Annotated in this window: 14 protein-coding genes; all 14 read right to left on the reverse strand. The window is 35.4% G+C overall.

What is annotated here, in order from left to right:
- Nucleotides 1-4 precede the first annotated feature (4 nt).
- Nucleotides 5-742 carry a DUF4184 family protein gene (locus OCK74_RS05115; RefSeq protein ID WP_279295930.1) on the reverse strand — a complete coding sequence of 246 codons (738 nt, stop codon included), beginning with the start codon at nt 740-742 and terminating at the stop codon, nt 5-7.
- Nucleotides 742-1,326, reverse strand: a complete 585-nt coding sequence (locus tag OCK74_RS05120; RefSeq protein WP_279295931.1) for an acetyltransferase — start codon at nt 1,324-1,326, stop codon at nt 742-744. Before OCK74_RS05120 ends, OCK74_RS05115 begins: the two co-directional genes overlap by 1 nt.
- 4 nt (nt 1,327-1,330) lie before the next feature.
- Nucleotides 1,331-1,963, reverse strand: a complete 633-nt coding sequence (locus OCK74_RS05125; RefSeq protein ID WP_279295932.1) for a sugar transferase — start codon at nt 1,961-1,963, stop codon at nt 1,331-1,333.
- Nucleotides 1,960-3,198, reverse strand: a complete 1,239-nt coding sequence (locus tag OCK74_RS05130) for a glycosyltransferase family 4 protein (RefSeq protein WP_279295933.1) — start codon at nt 3,196-3,198, stop codon at nt 1,960-1,962. Before OCK74_RS05130 ends, OCK74_RS05125 begins: the two co-directional genes overlap by 4 nt.
- Nucleotides 3,158-5,074 carry an alginate lyase family protein gene (locus tag OCK74_RS05135; RefSeq protein WP_279295934.1) on the reverse strand — a complete coding sequence of 639 codons (1,917 nt, stop codon included), beginning with the start codon at nt 5,072-5,074 and terminating at the stop codon, nt 3,158-3,160. The genes OCK74_RS05130 and OCK74_RS05135 overlap by 41 nt, the downstream gene beginning before the upstream one ends.
- A complete protein-coding gene (gene wecB, locus OCK74_RS05140; RefSeq protein WP_279295935.1) occupies nt 5,071-6,186 on the reverse strand; it encodes a non-hydrolyzing UDP-N-acetylglucosamine 2-epimerase in 1,116 nt (371 codons plus the stop codon). Before wecB ends, OCK74_RS05135 begins: the two co-directional genes overlap by 4 nt.
- Nucleotides 6,187-8,217 (reverse strand): bi-domain-containing oxidoreductase, encoded by a 2,031-nt coding sequence (locus tag OCK74_RS05145; RefSeq protein WP_279295936.1) that lies wholly within the window; start codon nt 8,215-8,217, stop codon nt 6,187-6,189.
- Nucleotides 8,218-8,294: 77 nt separating this feature from the next.
- On the reverse strand, nt 8,295-9,068 hold the full coding sequence (locus OCK74_RS05150; protein ID WP_279295937.1) for an AglZ/HisF2 family acetamidino modification protein: 774 nt from the start codon (nt 9,066-9,068) through the stop codon (nt 8,295-8,297).
- Nucleotides 9,061-9,681 (reverse strand): imidazole glycerol phosphate synthase subunit HisH, encoded by a 621-nt coding sequence (hisH, locus tag OCK74_RS05155; RefSeq protein WP_279295938.1) that lies wholly within the window; start codon nt 9,679-9,681, stop codon nt 9,061-9,063. The genes OCK74_RS05150 and hisH overlap by 8 nt, the downstream gene beginning before the upstream one ends.
- A complete protein-coding gene (locus tag OCK74_RS05160) occupies nt 9,678-10,814 on the reverse strand; it encodes an N-acetyl sugar amidotransferase (RefSeq protein ID WP_279295939.1) in 1,137 nt (378 codons plus the stop codon). The genes hisH and OCK74_RS05160 overlap by 4 nt, the downstream gene beginning before the upstream one ends.
- A complete protein-coding gene (locus tag OCK74_RS05165; protein WP_279295940.1) occupies nt 10,814-11,647 on the reverse strand; it encodes a glycosyltransferase family 2 protein in 834 nt (277 codons plus the stop codon). The genes OCK74_RS05160 and OCK74_RS05165 overlap by 1 nt, the downstream gene beginning before the upstream one ends.
- A 14-nt stretch (nt 11,648-11,661) precedes the next feature.
- Entirely contained in the window at nt 11,662-12,552 is an 891-nt protein-coding gene (locus OCK74_RS05170) for a glycosyltransferase family 2 protein (RefSeq protein ID WP_279295941.1), read from the reverse strand.
- Between the two features lie 434 nt (nt 12,553-12,986).
- On the reverse strand, nt 12,987-14,012 hold the full coding sequence (locus tag OCK74_RS05175; RefSeq protein ID WP_279295942.1) for an EpsG family protein: 1,026 nt from the start codon (nt 14,010-14,012) through the stop codon (nt 12,987-12,989).
- 5 nt (nt 14,013-14,017) lie between these two features.
- Nucleotides 14,018-15,112, reverse strand: a complete 1,095-nt coding sequence (locus OCK74_RS05180) for a glycosyltransferase family 4 protein (RefSeq protein ID WP_279295943.1) — start codon at nt 15,110-15,112, stop codon at nt 14,018-14,020.
- Nucleotides 15,113-15,181 lie beyond the last annotated feature (69 nt).

Here is a 15,181-nt window from a genome sequence, read left to right on the forward strand (position 1 = left end):
AATTCTAAACTGCTGTACTTACAGTACTTTCTGGTTTAAATTTATTTAAGGAGCAGTAAATAGATGAAATGATCAATCCTGCCAGTAAACCAGCAATGCTGGTATTAATAAGTATATCGATAAAGTGCTCGGAATGGTAACAATTCATGAACCTGCATATAGTGAAGATGGTGGATACCAGTGCAATCAATCCCCAATAAAGTTTCTTGTTTGAATGCTCCTGTACAATATCGTTTACTGGTAACCGATGTACAACAACAAAAATCAGAATAAGAGGAGGAATAGAACAGGCATATTGAACGAAAACAAAAAGTGGATCAGAAATTCCAAATATCTCTACCTCTGCCTCCATTCCTGGAATTATTCCCGGGTGCGTCAATTGGTCCCATAACAAATGTGACGCAATTCCGGCTATAAGCGAGAAAAACACATTCCCGCTATTTTCTTTTACATGCCCAACCCAATCAAAGGAATAAAATAGTACAAAACGGCTTTTAAAATAGCGAGGCAAATGATCTATCAACGGCATTCTCACAACCCCGTGAAAAATATAGCAGCACAGTAACGCCAATGGCAGATCCAGCAAAATAGCGCCTGTCCAGCTATGGCTAAATTTCTTGTCTACATCAAGTGTAATAAATCCTTGGAAATCTGGCACCATGCTTCCGACTACCAAAGCAGTTACAGAACCTATTTTTCTGAATGGAAGGAGAATAGCGGGATGTGAAAAGGTAAAGGGCATTAACCTTGAATTTGATTTCCTGGATTTCCAACGAATTTACAATGATCCGGTATATTACGGATGATCACCGCGCCTGCACCAATGGTGCACCACTTCCCAATACGAATGCCGGGGATGATTACCGCTCCCGCACCAATATGAGTTCCTTCTCCTATGTGTACATCTCCGCATAAAGCAGCATTTGGAGATATATGTACAAAATCTCCTAAAATACAATCATGGTCAACCGACGCATTAGTATTGATAATACAGTGTTTACCAATTTGCACATCTGCATTAATGCTTACCCCGGACATTACCACTGTGCCATCACCAATTACAGACCGTCGTGAAATATTGGTAGATGGATGAAATGCACATCCGTATTTTACGTTTAACAGTCCGGCAATCTTTTTCCTTATGGCATTGTTTCCGATAGAAATAATTAGACTACTTACTGCTTCATGCTCATAGGGTTTTACTTGATAACCCAATAGGTTGTTGATATTCACATTATCATCAAATAACCCGTCAATTGTAATCCCTAAACACTCAAGGATTTCAATTATAACTTTTGCATGTCCACTGGCGCCGTATAAGTACATCTGCTTAATTTAAGATACTTCCTGAAAACTTTTCCATGGTAACTGAAGACGCTGAATTGATGCCTTCTGACTTAAATACCTTATATAATGTTCTCAAGGCAATTTTAACATCAAGCCAGAAGCTGATATGTTCTACATACCATATATCCTTCTCAAATTTCTGATCCCAGCTAATTGCATTTCTCCCATTTACCTGCGCCCATCCTGTAATTCCGGGCTTTACTTCATGCCTTCTTCTTTGTTGGCTATTGTATAAAGAAAGATACTCTACCAGCAAAGGCCGAGGTCCAATGATACTCATATCGCCTTTAATAACATTAATAAGCTGGGGTATTTCATCTAAAGAAGTCTTACGTATAAACTTTCCCACAGGTGTCAACCTTTTTTCATCAGGTAATAAATTACCTTCTTTATCTTTTCGATCATTCATTGTTTTGAACTTAATAATTGAAAAGATTCGTTCATTCTTGCCTGGTCGCCTTTGAAGAAAAAACACCTTACCATCGTTAGCAAAAAATAATATGATAACAACAATGATGAAAATAGGTAAAAAACAGATAAAGGCCACAAAGCTCACAAGAAAGTCTAATACTGGTTTTATGAATGACAGATAGACTTTTTGATTGAGTCGGTTCATTTTTTTAAGACATCTTTTATGAGTGCCAGGTATTTTTTTGCTAACTGCGTCCGGTCAAAATTTTCTTTAGCAAAATGGTAACCATTAACACCTTCTTCTACAATTCTTCCCTGATCATTGATGTACATCCTGATTACCCGGTTAAACTCTTCTGCATTTTCCGGCTCAATATAACTGCCGGCTTCAGCTTGTTCTACCAGCTCCCTCGAAACACCATCTATGGCCATTAAAATCGGCTTCTTACAAGCCATATAATCAAAGGTCTTGTTTGAATATACAGTTTTGAAAGTATCAACTTTTTTCAATACAGACATACCCATATCAGAACTGATAATGTATTTGAAGACTTCCTGTTTGGGGACTGGATCCAGAAAACGCACATTCTTGATTTGGCGCTCTTTGGCCATTTTTTTTAGCTTCTCCTTTTCCATACCCTGACCAATCAGGAGAAAGAGTACATTGGTGTCTTCCAGTAATTTGCCAGCATCCAATACCTGCTGTAGATGGTTGGCCACACCATGTGCCCCTACATAAGTGATAACAAAATGGTCATTTAAATCATTTTTACTTCTGAATATTTGCCTGTCAAAGTTCTCCAGAAGGCTATCGGATAAAGAAAAGTCTGCTGCATTTGGAATAAATATGACCTTATCGGCTGGTACATTTTTATTTTCGATTAAAGCGGTCCTGAATGCAGGTGTTAAGACGTTTATTAGCTTGGCTTTCCTATATATAAACCGTTCAAACCAAAATGCCAGTTTGATGATCGGCTTTGAACGCAGTACCCCAGTATCTATCGCCGATTCAGGCCAGAGATCTCGAATCTCAAATACTAGAGGGATTCTTTTAAATCGTGAAATACAATAACCGCTGAAACCAACAAAAAGTGGTGGTGATGTAACAATGACTACATCAAAATTCCCCTTCACCTTGAAAAGACCTGCCCAAAGGCTGGAGAACATGAATGAAAAATAACCCCACAAACGGCCGATAAAATTTTTATTATAAGCCTCCGATACATGGCATCTCCACACTGCAACCTCACCCTGCAATTTCTTTTTATATAGTTTTCCTTTATATTCACTTCTTTTCTCCTTTCCATTGGCATGCACCATGCCAGCAAGGACTGTTACCTGTGCACCCTGGCTGACCCATGTTTTTGTGATTTCGTTCCATCGCGATCCGCCTGCATCATCATCTTCCAGAAAGTATTGGTGTATTAATAAGATATTCACTGTTTATTTTTATCCGTGTTTTTATTGTATTTGTTGCACTGCTGATGATCACTCTTTTAGTCTCTTCTTTTTGACCATATTGTGAAGAATACCATCCTTTAGCTATTTCTGGATGCAATGGTTCCTCCGCCTCTGAAGCATAACTTATGTCAGCTGAAGATGGCTGATTCCAATTTTGAATGATCGTCCGGCCTGGTGGTAATCCTTTAATATGGTCTTCGATTATCCATTCCGGCTTTCCTTTAGTTTTAATAATTGTTCTTTGGTGGTCTATATTTTTGCCGAGCTGGCGGAATGCACTGATCGTTCCTGAAAAATTGATTCTTTCTGCATCTTCTCTCAATTCTGCCTTCTTACATTGCGTCCAGTAAAACCAGATAAACCGTCCTCCTTTTTTCATCTGGTCTTGCTCATCGAGCAAAACTGTATTGTGTGAGGCTGTACCAAAAAAATACCTGGCCAGTTCTTCTGTTGTGTTATACTTATAACTACCGCCATCCAACAAAATATTCTTTCCCTTATACCAAACATCCATGTGCAGGTTATCGGCCTGTGATGGCCTGTCTTTGTGATTCCCACAACGGATAAACGTCAGGGTATCCTGCTCCCGGATTAAGTAATATCCCCCTTTGGGAAACCGATACACGATAGAGCTTAGGTCAAGGCTTTTTTTGTATTCAGGTTGCAAACCATACCATCCCAGGTCTTCTTCGGTGCTGTTTAAACCGGCATCAATATGGAGTACAGCAGCCAGACCATTCAGTTGAGGTCTGAAATCCGGAAATCCCCGGTCATTTAATTTAAAAAATAAAGCCCCATCGTTTGCACCATAATTGGGCAGTCTGCCTGTATAATCATCCATGCAGGTTCGTAAAAAGAACAAAGACTTTTCCGCTCGTTCATACACAATGGGCAATAGAGGGTCCTTGTTAATTTCTGATAATCGTATCCCCCATGTAAGCAACTGTATCACTACCCGGTGGTAGTTCATTGAGAACTGCAGAAAGGTGCCGTCCTCATATACCTGGTAGGATAACTCTTCCTCAAACCACTTCTTTCCCTTTTGTCCCCACGCCTTTACTTCCGGTATATAAGGGAAGAGCATTCCTGCTATAAAAAGAGCAAGCGTTTCTGTAAGGGCATGATTGTTTCGAACAGCTATCCTGGAAAAATCAATATTATGGTATACATGATGTAGCTGCCAGTATATAGAATATTCTATTTGAGCAAATACGTCTTCCGACAGGTTTTCTGAATCGCGGTAATAATATAAGGCAAAGATCCAGTTCAATACGCGTAATGAAATTTCCTGGCTACAACGGTAGTTAGGCCCACAGTTTACAGGGTTGTTCTTAATCCAGGAAAGGATCTCCCCAAATACAATACCCGAGCAATCCTGCTGAAAATGGTAATCAAACCGGATTAGATCATACAAAAAACTGAAACGGGACTTCTCCCAGACAAACTTTATATCCCCGGCCTCCCTCGAAAAGTCTGCTACTTCTGTCCAATGTTTCCTTATATCGTATTTAAAACCAGTTTCCGGGTTGGTAACCCAATCGTAATTAAGCCCTATGTCATAGGTCAGGCTGTTGAAAAAAACAAACTTACCCAAGCGGTATTTATCAAACCATTCTTTTAACTGGTTAGATGGTTTCAATTCAACATTTATATTTCTTTTATTTTGGAAAAAGAAATTGCCTGCCTGCTCTTTCCATTGTTCCAGGGAGCCCGCAGTTTTGCTGACTGGTGAAAGTGGGAATTTATTTTTTAATAAACCCGTTCGCCTAAAAACTTCGTAGCAACCACGGAAACGGATATACCGCCACCCCATATTTTGGGCCAGGTTGACCCTGTCTTTGAATTTGTTGATCAATTAACTGTGATTGAGTCTAATTCAAAAAGAGTACATAAATGCTTTACAATCCGGTCAGCGGCATGGCCATCCCAATACTTTGGAATGCTGCCCTTTTTCCATTCACCCCGGTACAATTTTTCAAAAGCGGGCTTGATGGCACTTGGGTTGGTGCCGATTAGTTCGTTTGTGCCAATGGTGCACGTTTCTGGTCTTTCGGTATTATCACGCAGGGTCATGCAAGGCACCCCCATTACAGTGGTTTCTTCTGTTATTCCCCCAGAGTCGGTGATCACTGCTTTTGCGTGTTGCACCAGGTAATTGAACTCTAGGTAACTGAGAGGTTCTATAAGAAACAGGTTTGAAGCGTTGATGTTTGTTGAGGAAAGAATTTTAGCCGTTCTTGGATGAACTGGAAAAATGATGGGTACTCCCTTGGATGCTTCTAATATAGCTTCCATCAATTCAGCGAGTTTGTTTTCTTCATCCACGTTGGCCGGCCGGTGCAAAGTCATTACAATATAACCATTATCTTTTAGAGCAGCTTCCTTCCAGACAGGTGGTTCTATGAACCGGGGCGTTTGCTGGTTCAACGTATCGATCATGGTATTACCCACAAAAAATATTCTCTCTAGTGAAACGCCAGACTTTAGCAGGTTCTCATTGGCCGTATCTGAAGTAGTGAAAAAATAATCTGTAATGGAATCAGTAACCATCCGGTTGATTTCTTCCGGCATTGTCATATCCCAACTGCGAATACCTCCTTCCACATGGGCGACCTTGATGTTGTTCAGTTTCTTTGCAGCTATGGCACATGCCATAGTTGAGGTGACATCTCCCACCACCAGCACAAGATCAGGCCTGTTCTCTAATAACACTTTTTCATAGCGAACCATAATAGCTGCTGTTTGTTCAGCTTGTGTACCTCCTCCTGCCTCTAAGTTAATATCCGGTTCAGGAATGCCTAACTGATCGAAGAAATCCCCACTCATTTTCTTATCATAATGTTGCCCGGTATGTATTAAACGAAACGAAATATTATATCCGTCATTTACAGCATTCCTAACAGCTTTGATTATAGGAGCAATTTTCATGAAGTTCGGGCGTGCTCCCGCAATAATATCAATAAGCATTTAAATAATTTTAATCCAACTATTCACCTTTAAACTCTCAATGGCAGCAAAACTGGCTTTTGTTGTATTGATAATTTCATCAAATGGAATAAGTGCTTCTCCACCTCTCGTAATACGCTCCGTTAACAATTTAAATTGTGCGTTATGGCCTTTATCAATTTTTGTTTTTAACTTGGAGAAACCTCTAAAGCCATACCCATTAGTCGTTTTGAAGTTATCCATGATCAAGGTTCTTTCTTGTGAATAAACCTCCACTCGCTCTTTCGAGTATTCTTTGGATCCATTTGAAAAATAATTGATTACTCCAGTACTTCCGTTCTCATATCGTAACAATATAGATGCGTTATCAGTATTTTCTTCTGGTTTGGAGCCCATAGCATTCATACAAACAGCATGTATTCTGCTTCCTGTTATAAAACTGATTAAATCTATATAATGGCAAGCTTCGCCAATGATTCTACCTCCTCCAACTTTCATATCGTGCACCCACACGTTGGTTGGAATGTATCCGGCATTCATCGTAGCTACTACATTTACAGGCGCAGTACCAACTAATTGCTTTATTTTTTGAATGTGCGGTGAAAACCTGCGATTAAAGCCAACGGTCAATGTTGATTTACCGTCATAAGCTCTTACAATCTGATTGAGCTCTTCCTGATTTAATGCAAGAGGCTTCTCTACAAATACATGTTTTCCGGCTTGCAGGCACTCGACAACCAATTTCGCATGTTGATTATGACGGGTTGTTATCATCACAAGATCAATACTTGCATCATTGATTATTTCCTTGTAATCAGTCGTGCTCTTAGATATGTTATACTTTTTTGCGAGTGCAGTTCCCGAAAGTCCTCCTGAGCTGGCTATGTTCACTAAAGTGGTATTAGCCTTTTTTAAGGAAGGCAACATGGTCATCCTTGTAAAATTACCAGCACCGATAATTCCAATAGTACCTTTCTGTTGGGTAAATAGTACAGTACTTAATGTAACAACACTGGAAGCATCTGATTGATCAGGATAGATTAATATAGAAGCTATAGAATCTTTATTGCTTATGTTGTTGTATATTTTAGTGTAATCATCTAGAGCTGCACGCTCTGTAACTAATGATTTTACATCAAGTTTACCTGTTGATATTGCTTGTAATATTGCTTCGAAGTTCCTTTTTTCTGTCCATCTTACAAAAGATATTGGGTAATCCTGTCCCTTTTGTTCATACTTTTCATCATAGCGTCCTGGACCATAGGAGCAGGATACTTGGAAAGTTAATTCTTTCTCATAGAATTCAGATCTATTCAGATTTAGTCCAATTACACCGACCAATATAATGCGTCCTCTTTTACGGCTCATCTGAGCTGCATGAGAAATTATTTGATCTGTCTTGGCAGATGCAGTGATAATGACGCCGTCGGCACCTACTTCATTTGTTAAGTTTTGAACAAACTTTACAGGATCATCACCGGATTGTGGGTTTACGGTAATAATTCCAGCTTTTTTGGCAATTGCTATTTTATTCGAGTCAAGATCAATCCCAATGACCCGGCAACCATTTGCTTTGAGCAATTGAGCAGTAATCAAACCAATAAGTCCTAACCCTATGACTACAACCGTTTCACCAAAGGTTGGATTGCACAACCGGATACCCTGTAAACCAATAGATCCGATTACTGTAAATGCCGCTTCATCATCTGAAACATTTTCAGGAACATGTGCAACAAGATTTTTGGGTATCGACACATATTCAGCATGATTGCCATTGGAGGCAACCCGATCTCCAACTTTGAATTCATGTACGCCATCACCAACTGCAATGACCCGTCCAACATTGCAATAACCTAATGGAAGAGGTTGATCCAACTTATTGAAAACAGATTCCAACGTTGAAATAAGCCCTTCAGTTTTCACTTTATCCAGCACTTGCTTTACTTTATCCGGCTGTTGTTTTGCTTTTTGAATAAAGTTTGCTTTGCCAAATTCAACCAACATTCGTTCAGTTCCTAATGAGACTAAACTTCGTGTAGTTTTAATGAGCAATTGACCAGGCTTTACCAAAGGTGCGGGCACTTCTTCCAATATGGTCTCTCCGCTCTTTAGATTCTGAATGATTTGTTTCATGAATATGATTGATGCAGTTCCTGTTTTTCTTTTTTACCAGGATAATTTATTAAAACAGCTCTATATTTCCCTTTGAATACAAACAGACTACCAGCAGCAACACCGATAATTCTATATTTGCTGATTACTTTTCTAATATCTTCGACGTTACCTGCCCCTCCTAATATTGTTATTGGAACCTCAGTTGCATTACGGACGATGTCAATTAAAGTAAAATCATACCCTTCCATTTTACCATCTCTGTCAATAGAGTTGATCACAATTTCTCCAACGCCTATTTTGTCCAGTTTTTCAACAAAGTCCTTAACTTTTATACCCGTTGCTTTTTTCCCATTGTGTATATAGATTTCATATCCACCTAAAAATGATTTCTTTTTCACATCCAACACAACAACGACACTTTGAATACCTACTGCATCACCAATCCTTTTGATAAGATCAAAATCTTTAAACACGGCAGAGCTTAAGGCTACTTTTTCAGCTCCCAAACTGATTATTTTCTTTGCTTCCTCTACAGCTGATACACCACCACCATAACAAAATGGCATGCGACATTCTACAGCTAAGTTCTTGATTAAATTAAAATCGGGTCCACGCCCTTCTACAGAAGCATCAATATCTAATACGATCAATTCATCAACTTCTTTTTCGTTGAATATCTTAACTGCATTAATCGGATCACCCACATATTTGGGATCTTTAAATCCAACTGTTTTTACCAACCCTTTTTTATGAACTAATAAACAAGGAGTTATTCTGGATCTAAGCATTTAGATTTGCGAAGTTTTGTAATAGTTTAACACCGTTATGATGGCTTTTCTCTGGATGAAACTGAACACCGTAAATATTATTGTTCTTTACGGAAGAAGCGAAGTTTTTGCCATAGTAGGTTTTCGTTAGTATATCAGAATCTTCTACACATTCAAAATAATAACTGTGCAAAAAATAGAAACCTTCTTTAACATCTATTTCATCAAAAAGCAAATTGTTTTTAACCAACTCTACTGAGTTCCAACCTAAATGAGGAATTTTGGGCTTTTCATGTATCAAAGTTTTATCTATTTTCTTTACTACCCCATTTATCCAACCCAAACCTGGTAAGGTTCCTTCCTCGCTGCTTTTTGCTAAGATCTGCATACCCACACAAATGCCCAATACTGGTACTTTATTTTTTAAAACTTCATGGTCCAACACAGATCTAAAACCTGATTTATCCAGCATTTCAATAGTTTCATCAAAAGCACCTACCCCTGGTAAAAGGATCTTTTGTGCCCCTATCACTTCTTTAGGAGTTTCAGCTACTTTAAAGGGAATTTTTAATCGTTCATAAATATTCCCGATGGCACTGATATTTCCTGAACCATAATTTATTATAGTAATCATCGTTTAATTGATCTTTCAATACCAAGATATTTAAGCACTTTTGCACCAAGTTTAAAAATCGATTCTTGATTTTTATAATCTTGGTAATATTTCTTTTCTGAATTAAAGTAGCCTCTTAATGTATCACTTGTTATACCTAGCTTGGTGGCCACGTAGTTAAATTCATCTTCAATGGTTTCCGGGTTGTATGCCGGCTTTTTAAGCTTTTCCAAAGCTTCTTCCCTAGTCATTTGCTTTGTTAAGATTAAACTTGAATATTGAACTTTCCGGGTATCAAAGCCAAAGCGTTCTGGAAGCCAATAACCTTCATAAAACTTAGTGAACCTAGATTCAAAGTGCTTTTGAGGATAAGGTTTCCATCCATAAGTATCGGCAAGAAGTTGCAAGGCTTCTTCCTTTATGTATGGCATATAATTTAAAGGCTTCACTACTTGCACCCCTTTGATATATCTTAGATAGAATTTATGGCGAAAAATTGGGCTAAAAGGATATGTTTCCATTTTTACAGTTCCAAACTGGCGTATGATATCTTTTATCTGTGCCATATCTGTTCCATAATAAAGCCATTCCATTGGGTTTCTTACACACTCCGTTGATATATTCCCACCATTCAGGATATACTTAATTTTGTATTTATCGGCAAATTTGTAAAGTGTTGCGATAAAAGCATGATCCTGTGGGATATCTAAATGAGGAACACCTGATTTGAAAAAGGCTAATTGGAAATCCTTCATCTCTTCCCAATTAATAACTTCTGTATAAAGATCAAGGCCTAACTTTTCAACCATCACTTGGATATTGTTGACTGCCAACTCAGAATTCCATCCTCCATCTACATGAAAAACCAAAGGCCGCAGCCCTAGCTGTGTAACTGCTAAATGCAACAAGTAAGAACTATCTACGCCACCACTCATACCTAATATACAGTCGAAATCTTTGCCTTTACCTTCTTTTTTGATTTTTTCTACCACTGCATCCAATTCTTTTCTCCCTTTTTCATCAGTGTGCCAATTGGATTTTACATTAGTGTAGAAATCATTACAATGGTCACAAACACCTTTATCATCAAAAACTATCTTTGAATCAGATGTGTCCATGACGCAGTTAGTACATATTTGGTATTTATTTATCATTAAAATAATTTAATATGTTTTCTATATTCCTTATGTGATTGTTTTGAAAATTCCCATTTTAATTTCCCTGGCAATTTATTCGTCGATGCATGCGTTAAATGAGTAACAGAAATTGATGGCTCATAAAATATTTTATATCCTTTTTCCAACAACTGTTTAGATAAAAAGAACTCTTCATACATTAAAAAAGAAGGTGAGGATAATTCTTCAAATAAGTAAAAGAATTTTGGTGTCAAAATATAACATGCTCCATAACCCTGATAAATTTCTCCAGAAACTTCATATCTATCTTCATCTTTTCTTCGTGTAACCTTTTTCGTAATCTTGGCAAGCTTTAATATCATCATTGCAATCCAATAATTTGAATGATATATATCGTAAAAAAACTCTCTTGTTTTACTTATTTTCTCAATAACATGTGGATTTTGATGAACTCCGTCACTAGTTATAATATCAGGGGAAATGACCGGATATTTTAAAAAAAATTCCTTACTTTCAAATATCGAATTATAAAAGTTGGGCGGGAAAAGTAGATCATTATTCCCAACTACTATGCATTCTATTTCTGGGTGATTATCCCTTATATATCTAATTCCAATATTTAATCCTTTAAAATAACCAACATTTACTTTACTGTATATTATATCAACGTTTAATTTATTGCTCGCAAAAGTTTTTAATATTTCAATATCTTTTTTTTCTGAGTTATTGTCTACAACAACAATTTGAATCCTTCCAGAAGTTGATTCTTCTTGTAAAGACTCGATTGCATTTATTGTATAATGAGCATTATTAAAATTTGTAAAAACAAATCCAAGTTTATCTTTCAACATTAATTCAATATTTATTATTGATTAGTATGCATTTTAATTGATTGATAATTAAAGGCATCGAGAATACCTTCATAGCTTTTCTTTAGTTTCAACATTACATCTTTCTCAACCATGATAATTTTTAAAATTGAGAGTATATAGAAATAATTACACTTTAAAACAAAATATGGCTCAATAAAAAAATAATCTTTTGTTAGCAAAATATGATTCCTCGACATATAGTATCTTCTAAAACTGTTATGATTCGAAGATGTTATTTTAAATCCAAGAAAAAATTTGATTAGTGGATTTCCAGCTTTATGTATCATGCCCGGTTTTTGGGAAATCAACAATTTATATCCATTCTTTTTTAATCTTAAAGAATATTCTAAATCAACATTATCGATGAAAAAATCTTCTCTGAATCCTCCAATATGAAAAAAAGACTGAAGACTAATCATACATCCCGATGTAATCAAATAATCTTTCTCTAAGTATAGTTTTTGATTAGAACCTTCGTTATAAGAATCCTGAATTGATGATGTATAATTGACTCCAATAGCTCCTATTTTATCTTTATATAAATATGAATCATAAACTTCTTTTATTATACTAACTATATTATCAAAGGGGGTTGAGTCTTGATCAAAAGTTAGCACATAGTTTACATCATGCTTTTTAGCTTCTATTACACCTTGGTTAAGTGCTTTTGCAATACCTAAATTCTGATTATTTTTTATAAGGGTTATTTTGTATTGCTTTTCAATTAAATTAAGAATCTTCATTGACTTGTAGTCCGAAAAATTATCGACAATTATTATACTTTCAACTTGACTCTGGATAGTACTAACAAGATTAATTAAACCTTCGTCTGGGTTATGAGTAATAATAAGACTGGCAACATTAAACAATTCTGATTCTTTCATAATTAATTATATAGGATAACAATCGGGCAGTTTTACAAAGATGCGCTGGTAGATAGAATTGCTTTTCAAACAACTCAAACTGAACTTTCCATTGAATTACTTTCCGGGTGACAAGGAAAATGCCAATAAAATACAGATTTAGTGCACCCTGACAGCCAACCTGCTGTTCACTATGATCAGCAGAAACTTGAAGCGTAAAATCTCCTTCTCTATCCTTCTAAGCTTTGCCTGCCAACATTTGTTTAGCCACAATAAACTCACGGACCAGATAAAAAAAGGAACACAGTGACGTAAAAAATACAGTGAAAACCCATCCTTCAACCTGCCTTTTTGATGACTAGTGGTTGGTTCCTCTAACAGGGAGTTGTAGCAGATAGAATCAAACCCTCATACCTATAAAATTCTATTTTGAAAATTTTACAGGATTGGAGTAATTAATAAAGTAACAGTTTTGTATAAAAAACTGAAAAGCACAAATGTGCAAATCCTATAAATAAAATTAAAATGTTACCTAAAAACTTATTTCTAAATGTATAAAGTATACAAGGAATTAAGACTATCTCAACAATTAACAATAATTCGCTGACTCTAGAACCAATTCCAGGAATTGAAGCAAAAGCAGAAAATAAAAATAGTGAGATGAAATAAATTTTTATAAGAACAATTGCATAGGAGTTTCTTATATGAATTAATTCAATTTTCCTTAAAATATAATAACCTACAATGATTCTAGATAGGTATATGATATTAAATAAATTAATTTCATTATCATAAGTACTATATGATTCAAATTTGGCTTGAATTAAGTTTATCGGAATATAGTCTATAAAAAAAAATAAGTTGACATTGAAAAAATAAATAAAGTAGCCTGCGGGCACTAATAGAAAATAAAATTTCTTATTAATCTTTTCACCGTTTAGAAAATAAAGCAATAATATAATTAATGCAGAAAAATGAAAAAAAACGGCTAATAATGAAAAACACAAAAAAGGTACTACTTTTTTTTCTTTAATTGGTTTAATACATAATAATAGTAACCCTGCGGCCACTCCGGCTCTTATTTGTGTCATTTCTAATGTTAAAAAAAAAACACAAAAATAAATTAACACTGAGTGCAACCTATATTGTGATAAAATGCTTATTGAAAGATATTTAAAATAAACACCTAGTAATGCATATATTACAAATAAGAATACAACATTATTGAAAAGATGATCAACTAATTTTGCAATTAATATGAAGGAAGGTTCTACCCTTGAAAAGGAATAATTTATTACATCATTATAATATTCAATATAGCCGGTATAATCATTTGATATATTCTCGCTTCTAAAACCTGCGATTAAAAAAAGTAACAGTCCTGAAAAAATAAAAAATCCATTTTGAAACTTTGATTTTCTAATCGAAATTGCGCCAATTAATAGGAGAAAAAATGAAAAGACGAAAAATAAATAGATCATAAAATTTATTTTCCTTTACTATTTATTTTTTGTTGAAAACACTTTATCATTTTTAATGAAGAATTATACCAACTTAACTCTTTAGTATCATGTAACGCATTTTTTATTTTCTCATAATAGAAATCATCACAAATAACCATTTTTATCTTCATTGCTATATCACTTGGATCATTGATCTTTACAATCCAGGCATTTTGATCATTAGCAGGGTAATATCCGGTAGTGATTACCGGTATTCCACACGCCATTGCCTCGATAACCGGATAGTGTACAGCACCTATTTGAATCGTTGCCGGAGCAATCAGTATATCTAGTGACTTGTAAAAAGAAGCTAATTCAATATCATTTTTAGGATAAGTTGTAGATACACCTGGAATAGTTTTTAAATCTTCCTCTCCAAAAGCTACTTTAAGCTCAATATTTAAATTTTCCTTTTTTAATAGTTCAAATGCATCCAGTACATCATTTGTTCCTTTCCAGGCGGCCCGCCTCCCAATACACCCTATAGTAACCTTCTTATCCTTTAAACTAACTTTCCCAACTTTATTTGGGAAAAAAATATTAAAATCCATTGCAGGTAATACATAATCTTTAGATTTAATGTATTTATAGTTTAAGTAAAAAGGCGCATTTACTATTCTAAAAAGGTCAAAAAAATAACTTAAAAAGGATAAAAAAGATAAAATATAATTTTTAAAACCTCCCAAAACCAATTGTGATTCTACTTCATCTAATTGTATATAATAGGTTTTTAAGGATTTTAATTTACAAAAATATACTGGGTAAGTTGTATGAGATTGATTAGCTAATACAACATCAAATTCATACTTATTGAAAGAATTCAATCCTTTATAAAGTGAAAACAGATCTATAAAAAATTTAAGCTTATGTTTATTTTCATTTTTTAAATTTGTCAAACAAATCCCTTTTTTATCTACCCAAATAATTTTCGCATTTGTTGGATAATGTGGTAAATCGGTATCACTAATAGATAAAAATGTGACCTGATGACCTAGTTCAATCCAAGTATTTGCTAGATTTGAAAGTACTCTATACCCTCCCTGTTTTCCAAACCCCAAAACAGGTATTAATATTTTCATATTTTGACTTTTTTACTCATAAGCATTAGTGTCCTGTTGTGGACAAATATTACTCATTGAAACCCTTGA

The sequence above is a fragment of the Paraflavisolibacter caeni genome (assembly GCF_025628885.1).
Lineage (GTDB): Bacteria > Bacteroidota > Bacteroidia > Chitinophagales > Chitinophagaceae > Flavisolibacter > Flavisolibacter caeni.

Coding starts and splice junctions, on each gene's coding strand:
- OCK74_RS05115 (WP_279295930.1), bottom strand. CDS start 742: ATGCCCTTTACCTTTTCACATCCCGCTATTCTCCTTCCATTCAGAAAA.
- OCK74_RS05120 (WP_279295931.1), bottom strand. CDS start 1,326: ATGTACTTATACGGCGCCAGTGGACATGCAAAAGTTATAATTGAAATC.
- OCK74_RS05125 (WP_279295932.1), bottom strand. CDS start 1,963: ATGAACCGACTCAATCAAAAAGTCTATCTGTCATTCATAAAACCAGTA.
- wecB (WP_279295935.1), bottom strand. CDS start 6,186: ATGCTTATTGATATTATTGCGGGAGCACGCCCGAACTTCATGAAAATT.
- OCK74_RS05150 (WP_279295937.1), bottom strand. CDS start 9,068: ATGCTTAGATCCAGAATAACTCCTTGTTTATTAGTTCATAAAAAAGGG.
- hisH (WP_279295938.1), bottom strand. CDS start 9,681: ATGATTACTATAATAAATTATGGTTCAGGAAATATCAGTGCCATCGGG.
- OCK74_RS05160 (WP_279295939.1), bottom strand. CDS start 10,814: ATGATAAATAAATACCAAATATGTACTAACTGCGTCATGGACACATCT.
- OCK74_RS05165 (WP_279295940.1), bottom strand. CDS start 11,647: ATGTTGAAAGATAAACTTGGATTTGTTTTTACAAATTTTAATAATGCT.
- OCK74_RS05170 (WP_279295941.1), bottom strand. CDS start 12,552: ATGAAAGAATCAGAATTGTTTAATGTTGCCAGTCTTATTATTACTCAT.
- OCK74_RS05175 (WP_279295942.1), bottom strand. CDS start 14,012: ATGATCTATTTATTTTTCGTCTTTTCATTTTTTCTCCTATTAATTGGC.
- OCK74_RS05180 (WP_279295943.1), bottom strand. CDS start 15,112: ATGAAAATATTAATACCTGTTTTGGGGTTTGGAAAACAGGGAGGGTAT.